Origin of the sequence: Pseudomonas sp. NBRC 111124 (assembly GCF_001320245.1) — a bacterium.
Taxonomy (GTDB): domain Bacteria; phylum Pseudomonadota; class Gammaproteobacteria; order Pseudomonadales; family Pseudomonadaceae; genus Aquipseudomonas.
In genome coordinates this window covers 84051-91123 of the sequence record NZ_BCBA01000047.1, presented here as the reverse complement: position 1 = coordinate 91123, position 7073 = coordinate 84051, and the positions used below count along the sequence as shown (strand labels likewise).

Annotated in this window: 5 protein-coding genes; 1 reads left to right on the top strand and 4 read right to left on the bottom strand. The window is 63.6% G+C overall.

Annotation, left to right across the window (positions count from 1 at the left end; all coding sequences use genetic code 11):
* Positions 1–116 precede the first annotated feature (116 nt).
* The 4 genes from APH28_RS19165 to APH28_RS28705 all read right to left on the bottom strand — a co-directional run bounded on the left by APH28_RS19165 (position 117) and on the right by APH28_RS28705 (position 4046).
* Positions 117–1496 (bottom strand): 8-oxoguanine deaminase, encoded by a 1380-nt coding sequence (locus APH28_RS19165; RefSeq protein WP_060512099.1) that lies wholly within the window; start codon positions 1494–1496, stop codon positions 117–119.
* 124 nt (positions 1497–1620) lie between these two features.
* On the bottom strand, positions 1621–2979 hold the full coding sequence (gene nhaA / locus APH28_RS19160) for a Na+/H+ antiporter NhaA (RefSeq protein WP_060512098.1): 1359 nt from the start codon (positions 2977–2979) through the stop codon (positions 1621–1623).
* 138 nt (positions 2980–3117) lie between these two features.
* The gene (locus APH28_RS19155; protein ID WP_060512097.1) at positions 3118–3405 is read right to left on the bottom strand and encodes a DUF6708 domain-containing protein; all 288 of its coding nucleotides are present in this window, start codon (positions 3403–3405) and stop codon (positions 3118–3120) included.
* A 248-nt stretch (positions 3406–3653) separates the two neighbouring features.
* Positions 3654–4046: a hypothetical protein gene (locus tag APH28_RS28705; RefSeq protein WP_156340926.1), complete on the bottom strand. Its 393-nt coding sequence runs from the start codon at positions 4044–4046 to the stop codon at positions 3654–3656.
* Between the two features lie 178 nt (positions 4047–4224).
* Between APH28_RS28705 and APH28_RS19150 the strand changes: the two genes are divergently transcribed.
* Complete coding sequence (locus APH28_RS19150) at positions 4225–7068, top strand: HD domain-containing phosphohydrolase (protein ID WP_060512096.1); 2844 nt, start codon at positions 4225–4227, stop codon at positions 7066–7068.
* The last annotated feature ends 5 nt before the right edge of the window (positions 7069–7073 follow it).

Below are 7073 nucleotides of genomic sequence, written 5' to 3'. Positions count from 1 at the left end.
ACGCACCCTGGCCCTTCAGACGCCTGCGTTCGGCCTCCTGAAGTCGCATTCGGCGTTTGCTGAACTACCGCGCACTTAGAAGCAAAAGCAAAGCAGAAGCAAAGCAGAGCGTTGTATCAGTCGCCGCTGACGAGCTGGTAGGCCAGTTGATTATGGCGTTCCAGCACACGGGGCAGGTCGATGGTGGTGATACGGCCATCCTGCACCACCACGCGGCCATTGATCACGCTGGTGTCGACGTGGGTCGGGGTGCAGAAGACCAGGGCCGCCAACGGGTCGTGCAATGCACCGGCATAGGCCACGTGCCCCAGGTCAAAAGCGACGAAGTCGGCAATCATGCCCGGCGCCAGGGCACCGATGTCGTTGCGGTTGAGCACCTTGGCACCGCCCAGGGTAGCGATTTCCAGGGCTTCGCGGGCAGTCATCGCGTCCGGGCCAAAGCCCACGCGCTGCAGCAACAGCGCCTGGCGCACTTCGCCGATCATGCTGGCGCCGTCGTTGGAGGCCGAGCCATCCACACCCAGGCCTACCGGTACGCCATGGTCGCGCATCTTGCGGATCGGCGCGATGCCCGAGGCCAGGCGCATGTTCGAGCAGGGGCAGTGGGCGACGCCGGTGCCGGTGCGGGCGAACAGTTCGATGCCGTGCTGGTCGAGCTGCACGCAGTGGGCATGCCACACATCGTGGCCGACCCAGCCGAGGTCTTCGGCGTATTCGGCCGGGGTCATGCCAAACTTTTCGCGGCTGTAGGCAATGTCGTTGACGTTCTCGGCCAGGTGGGTGTGCAGCGATACGCCATAGTTGCGCGCCAGCACCGCGGCTTCGCGCATCAAGTCACGGCTGACCGAGAACGGCGAGCAGGGCGCCACCACCACGCGCAGCATCGAGCCATGGCTGGCATCGTGGTAGTCCTCGATCAGGCGCTGCGACTCCTTGAGGATGTCGCTTTCCTTCTCCACCACCGAATCAGGCGGCAGGCCACCCTGGCTGCGGCCCACGCTCATGCTGCCGCGGGCGGCATGGAAGCGCATGCCGATCTCGCCGGCTGCATGGATGCTATCGTCGAGCTTGCAGCCGTTGGGGTAGATGTACAGGTGGTCGCTGGAGGTGGTGCAGCCCGACAGGATCAGCTCGGCCATGGCCGTCTGGGTCGAGACCGAAATCATTTCCGGGGTCAGCCGCGCCCAGATTGGGTACAGGTTGGTCAGCCAGTTGAACAGCTCTCCGTCCTGGGCCGCCGGTACCACCCGGGTAAGGCTCTGGTACATGTGGTGGTGGGTGTTGACCAGACCGGGGATGACGACTTTGCCGGCCATGTCGAGGATCACATCGGCGTGCTGCGGTAGCGTAGCGCTGGGGCCGACCTGCTTGATCACATTGTCTTCGATGTACAGGCCGCCGCCTTTGATCTCGCGGCGTTCGCCGTCCATGGTGACCAACAGTGCGGCGTTCTTGACCAGGAGGGTCTTGGGGGTGTGGTGCTGGGAAGCTTGCATGGCTGATGCCTGGCGCAATACGCAGCGACGTTGGCCGATGTCGTAGGCGCACAGGCGTGCATGTAAGCAAAGTTTGAGATTTTTGTATACAGGAAAAACCGGGGCCCGCAGGCCCCGGCAGGCTTCAACCTGCTTGTACAGGCGCCTTGTTGGCGCCTTTGCGCAGGCCCGTGACGCCCCAGGCAAGGCCCAGCACCGCAGCGATCACCGAGCCCGACAGCACGCCCAGCTTGGCCGCGCCCAGCGAGGCCGGGTCGCTGTAGGCCAGATTGGCAATGAAGATCGACATGGTGAAGCCAATGCCGGCCAGCAGCCCGATCAAAGTGATGCCGCGCCAGTTAACCTGCGCCGGCAGGCTGCACCAGCCCAGGCGCACCATCAACCAGCTGACGCTGATGATACCCAGCGGCTTGCCAGCCACCAGCGCCACGGCCACCGCCATCATCACCCAGTGCGGCGCCTCGGCGGACAGGTCGATACCGGACAGGCCCACACCGGCGTTGGCCAGGGCAAACAGCGGCATGATCGCGTACGCCACCCAAGGGTGCAGGGCACTGCCCACACGGGTCACCGGTGGTACCAGTTCACGCTGGGCCAGGCGCAGGCGCTTGAGCGGGGCGCTCAGGTCGCCGGTGTCTTGCTCAGGGGCCTTGGCGCGGCCGAGCAAGTCGTTGGTGAAGCGCGAGATCGCATCCAGCGGGCGCTCGCCCAGCGGCATGGCGGCAACCGGCGTCATCAGGCCGAGAATCACGCCGGCCAGGGTCGGATGGGCGCCGGTCATCAGCATGCCCACCCAGGTGATGGCGCCAGGGATGACATAAGCCCAGGCCGAGCCGACACCGATCTTCTGCAGTCCGATCACCAACAGCAGGCCAATGGCGGCCACGCCGAAGCCGCTGTAGTCGAGGCCGCCGGAGTAGAAGACGGCAATGATCAGCACGGCGATGATGTCATCGATGATCGCCAGGGCCAGCAGGAACACACGGATGTTGGACGGGATCGACTTGCCCAGCAGGGCCAGCACTCCGACCGCAAAGGCGATGTCGGTGGCAGTCGGCACCGCCCAGCCTTGCTGCTCGGCCGGCGCATGGCCGAAGGCCAGGTAGATCAGTGCGGGGACGGCGACGCCACCCACCGCGGCGGCCATGGGCAGCGTGGCCTGGCGCAGGCTGGCCAGGGCGCCTTCATGGATCTCGCGGCGGATTTCCATGCCGACCACCAGGAAGAAGATGGTCATCAGGCCATCGTTGATCCAGAAGTGGAGCGATTGCGAGAAGCTCAGCGAACCGATGCCGAAGCTGATCGGCGTGTGCCAAAGGGCGTCGTAGCTGGCAGCGGCGGGGGAGTTGGCCCAGATCAGGGCCGCGACGGCCGTGATCAGCAGGACGATGCCGCTCACTGCCTCGATGTGCAGGAACCGCTCGAAATTGGCGAAGGCCCGCTGGGCCAGGCGCTGGGCGCGGGTCAGTTTGGTTTTTTGCATAGGCGCACGAATTCCTGCAGGCGGCCCGACCTGCACTGTTCTTTAACCTGCATCACTGCACCTTGCAGCTAGCACCCGCGGGGGATTTTAGCGGGTGCAGGCGTGGAGGCCAAGCGATACCGCCAGGGCCGGAGGGTTTCATGGTTGCTCGGCTTGAGCGGGGGCGGTGCGGGATTCCAGGTCCATTTCGGCGGGCCAATTGACCTCGGGGGCCAGGCGGTCGAACGGGTTACGGAACACTATTTTTCCCTCACTGTTCGGACTCGGGGTCTCATCTGTGTTACTGGAGGGATGGAGGAAGTCGGGAATTGCTTCGGGGCCTTGTTGCATGAAAAGCCTGACGATGGCCCAGTATTGCTCGCCTTCTTCTATATCGTCGATAAAGAAGACGCGGTCGATTACTTCGTCGGTGCCGGGTTTGGGCACCGACGCCGTGTCTGTGGATCAGGACTGCCCATTGATAGCCAGCGGATGAACTATTGAAATTGGGAAGTTTTATCTGGAATTTCAAGAAACTCTGCAGGTCAATGGGTACTCCAATTTTCGTGTTGCTGAGTTCACTTGCAATGGCGGTGTCAAACCTCAGTCCGCCAGTTGCCCCCCAGTGTCGCTGCGTTTAGCGCTGCCAGCGCTATGTCTTCGTGGTTTGGCGAATTCCAGCGTGTGCGAGGTGTTTAACCAGCATGGCCGAAATAACAACGGCGAGCCCATAATTCCAGTGCGGTCGACTCGTTATTCTCGGCTATCTTGTTGAATAAGTATGCAGCCACGCTTGATATGATGGCAATTCCTATGGCTAAAATGTTGTAGGAAAAGTTGCCTAAAGAGTAACTGTTCTGTTGTGTGAAACGGCATATTTCATAACTGAATAGTTCAAGCAGTAAAGGGGTAATAAAAAAACCGCTGTTTGGGTTGGCTTCAGTACTTTCTGCTTTATTTACGTTTGCTGGTGACGCCGTGTTGCTCTTCCCAAGTGGTCTGGCGCCCCGGCAAGGCGGCTGTAAAAGGCCAAGCCGGGCATGCATGAACATTGAATTCGATAATGTCGCCGTGCCACTATCCAGCATGCCAAGCGGCCAGTGTGTTCTCTGCGCCCGGCATGTTCGTCTCGACTGATTACACTCTTTAAGTCGCCACACAAGGAATGCCGCGGATGGTCTGCGTGTTGCTGGGTCGTGCTGCCAAGTCGGCAGGTCGCCTGTGGGCGAACAGAGCGTGCAGCGGGCGTTCATGGAGCAGTCAGCCATGAACACGCCCGGGCGCGGCATCTCGCTGCAATGGCTGGTCGCTCTGGCCATCATGATCGGCATGCTGCTGCTCGGCGCCGGCCTGGCCTGGCAGGGCTATCGCGGCATCAGACAGGCCCTGGTGGCTGCTGCTGGCGACGCCGCCCAGCAAGTCGGCAAGACCATCGACGAACGGGCCCGGCGCCTGGTCGATCCGGCACAGAGCAGCATTCGCCTGATGGCCTTCAACCCTTCAGCCGGCAACCTGGCGCAGCGCCTGGAGCGCTTGCCGCAGCTGGTCGAAAGCCTGAATGCCAACAAGATGCTCAGCGCCGCTTACATCGGTTACCCCAACGGCGAGTTCCTGCTGGTGCGCCGCTTGCGTGACCCGCAGTTACTGGAGCGCTTTGCCGCGCCGGTGGGCACTCGTTTCCTGGTGCAGAGCGAGAGCCTGGGTGAGGGCGGAGCGATGCGCGGCGAATGGCGCTTCTATGACCGTGCGCTGACCCTGCTCAAGGCCCAGGCCATGCCGGACTATCACTACGACCCGCGCTCGCGCCCCTGGTTTGTCGATGCCTCTGCGCAACCTGGCACCGTCCTGACTCCCCCCTATGTATTTTTCACCACCCGCGAAATCGGCTTGAGCATGGCCCTGCGCAGCGTCGACGGCGCGGCGGTGCTGGGCATGGATGTCTCGGTCGATGACCTGGCCAGTGAAACCCGCGACCTGCGCATGACCCCCGGCACCGAAATCGCCGTGGTCGACGGTCAGGGCAACGTGGTGGCCTACCCGGACCTGCAGCGGGCCATCATCCACGAGGGCAAGGCGGTGCGCTTGTCGCGGATTGCCGAGCTGGGCATCCCCAGCTTGCAGCAGGTCTACGGCAGTCTGCCCCAGGGCACGCGACCACAGCTCTATCAGGTAGACGGCGCAAAGTGGTTCGGCATGCGTGTGCCGCTGACTAACCTGGCCGGGCAGGACCTGCAGGTGCTGATCGCGGTGCCGGCCCATGAACTGCTTGCGGGCGCGCGCAAGGTACTGTTCGAGCAACTGCTGTGGACGGCTGCGCTGATGGCTGTGCTCTTGCTGCTCGGCGGCCTGATCGGCCGGCGCATCGGCCGCCCGCTGCACCAGCTGGCCGAGCAGGTGAGGGGCCTGGCCGACTTCGATTTCAGCCGCGAAGTGGGAGTCATCTCGCGGGTGTCCGAAGTGCGTGAGCTGAGTCGGGTGCTGCGGCGCATGTCCGGCACCATCGGCAGTTTTCAGGCGATCACCCTGGCACTCAGCCGCGAGACCCAGCTCGAACGCATGCTCGATGGCGTGCTGACGCACCTGGTGGCGGCCGCCGGGGTCAGTGCCGGGGCGGTGTACCTGTTCGATGACCAGCATGCTCACTTGCGCCTGGCTGCATCCTGCCGGGCCGCGGGCTACCCCGTGGAGCTGGCGCTCGGCGAGGCCGATTATCATGACTTGGCGGGGTCGGTCACTCAGGCTTTGGCGCTGGGCGGGCGTAGCCTGGCAGTGGTGCTCAATGACCGCGGTCATGAGCTGCTTGGCATTCTCGTTCTAGAGATGCAGCACTCACCCGCAGAAGTCGGCGAGCCGTTCCGCCGCTTCGTCGAAGAACTGTCCGGCGTCGCCGCCGTGGCGATCGAGACGCGCCAGCTGGTCGAAGCCCAGCAACGCTTGCTGGATGGGATGATCAAGCTGTTGGCCGACGCCATCGATGCCAAGAGCCCCTACACTGGCGGCCACTGCGAGCGCGTGCCGCAACTGGCGCAGATGCTGCTCGACAAGGCCATGCAGGCCGACAGCGGCCCCTATGCCGACTTCAGCATGACCGAGGCCGAGCGCTACGAGTTTCGCATTGCCGCCTGGCTGCACGATTGCGGCAAGGTCACCAGCCCCGAATACGTGGTGGACAAGGCGACCAAGCTGGAGACCCTGTACAACCGTATCCATGAAGTCCGCATGCGCTTCGAGGTGCTCTGGCGCGATGCGGAGCTTGCGTACTGGCAGGGCCTGGCGGCGGGCCAGGACGCGTCGGTGCTGCAACGCACGCTGGAGCTGTGCCGCGCCGAACTGCAGGAAGAGTTCGCGTTCGTCGCCAGGGCCAATATCGGTGGCGAGTTCATGCAGGAGGAGGATATCGAGCGCCTGCAGCGTATCGGCCAGCGCCGCTGGCGACGGCATTTCGACAACCGCCTGGGGATCTCCCGCGATGAAGAGCAGCGCTTTGCCGGTGTGGCGCCTGCACCCTTGCCAGTCGATGAGCCGTTGCTGGCCGACCGCCCCGAGCATCTGCAGCCCTGGGGGGCGCGCAAGCCGCCGGTGGTCAAGGGTGACCCGCGCAACGCCTGGGGCTTCGACATGCACCTGCCGGCCCATGCCAGCAACCACGGCGAGCTGTACAACCTGGCGATCCGCCGCGGCACGTTGAACGATGAAGAACGCTTCAAGATCAACGAACACATCGTGCAGACCATCATCATGCTGACCGCGCTGCCATTCCCGCGCCAGCTGCGGCGCGTGCCGGACATCGCCGGCAACCACCATGAGAGGATGGATGGCGGCGGCTACCCGCGGCGCTTGGGCAAGCACCAGCTGAGCATTGCCGAGCGGGTGATGGCGATCGCCGATATCTTCGAGGCGCTGACCGCCGCCGACCGGCCGTACAAGGCGGCGAAAACCTTGTCCGAATCAGTGAAGATCCTGGTGTCCATGGCCCGCGACAACCACATCGATGGTCAGCTGCTGCGGCTGTTCCTCAGCAGTGGTGTGTACAGAGAGTACGCCGAGCGCTTCCTGCGTGATGACCAGATCGACGAGGTGGACGTGCCGTACTGGCTGGCGCAGTTCTAGGGCGC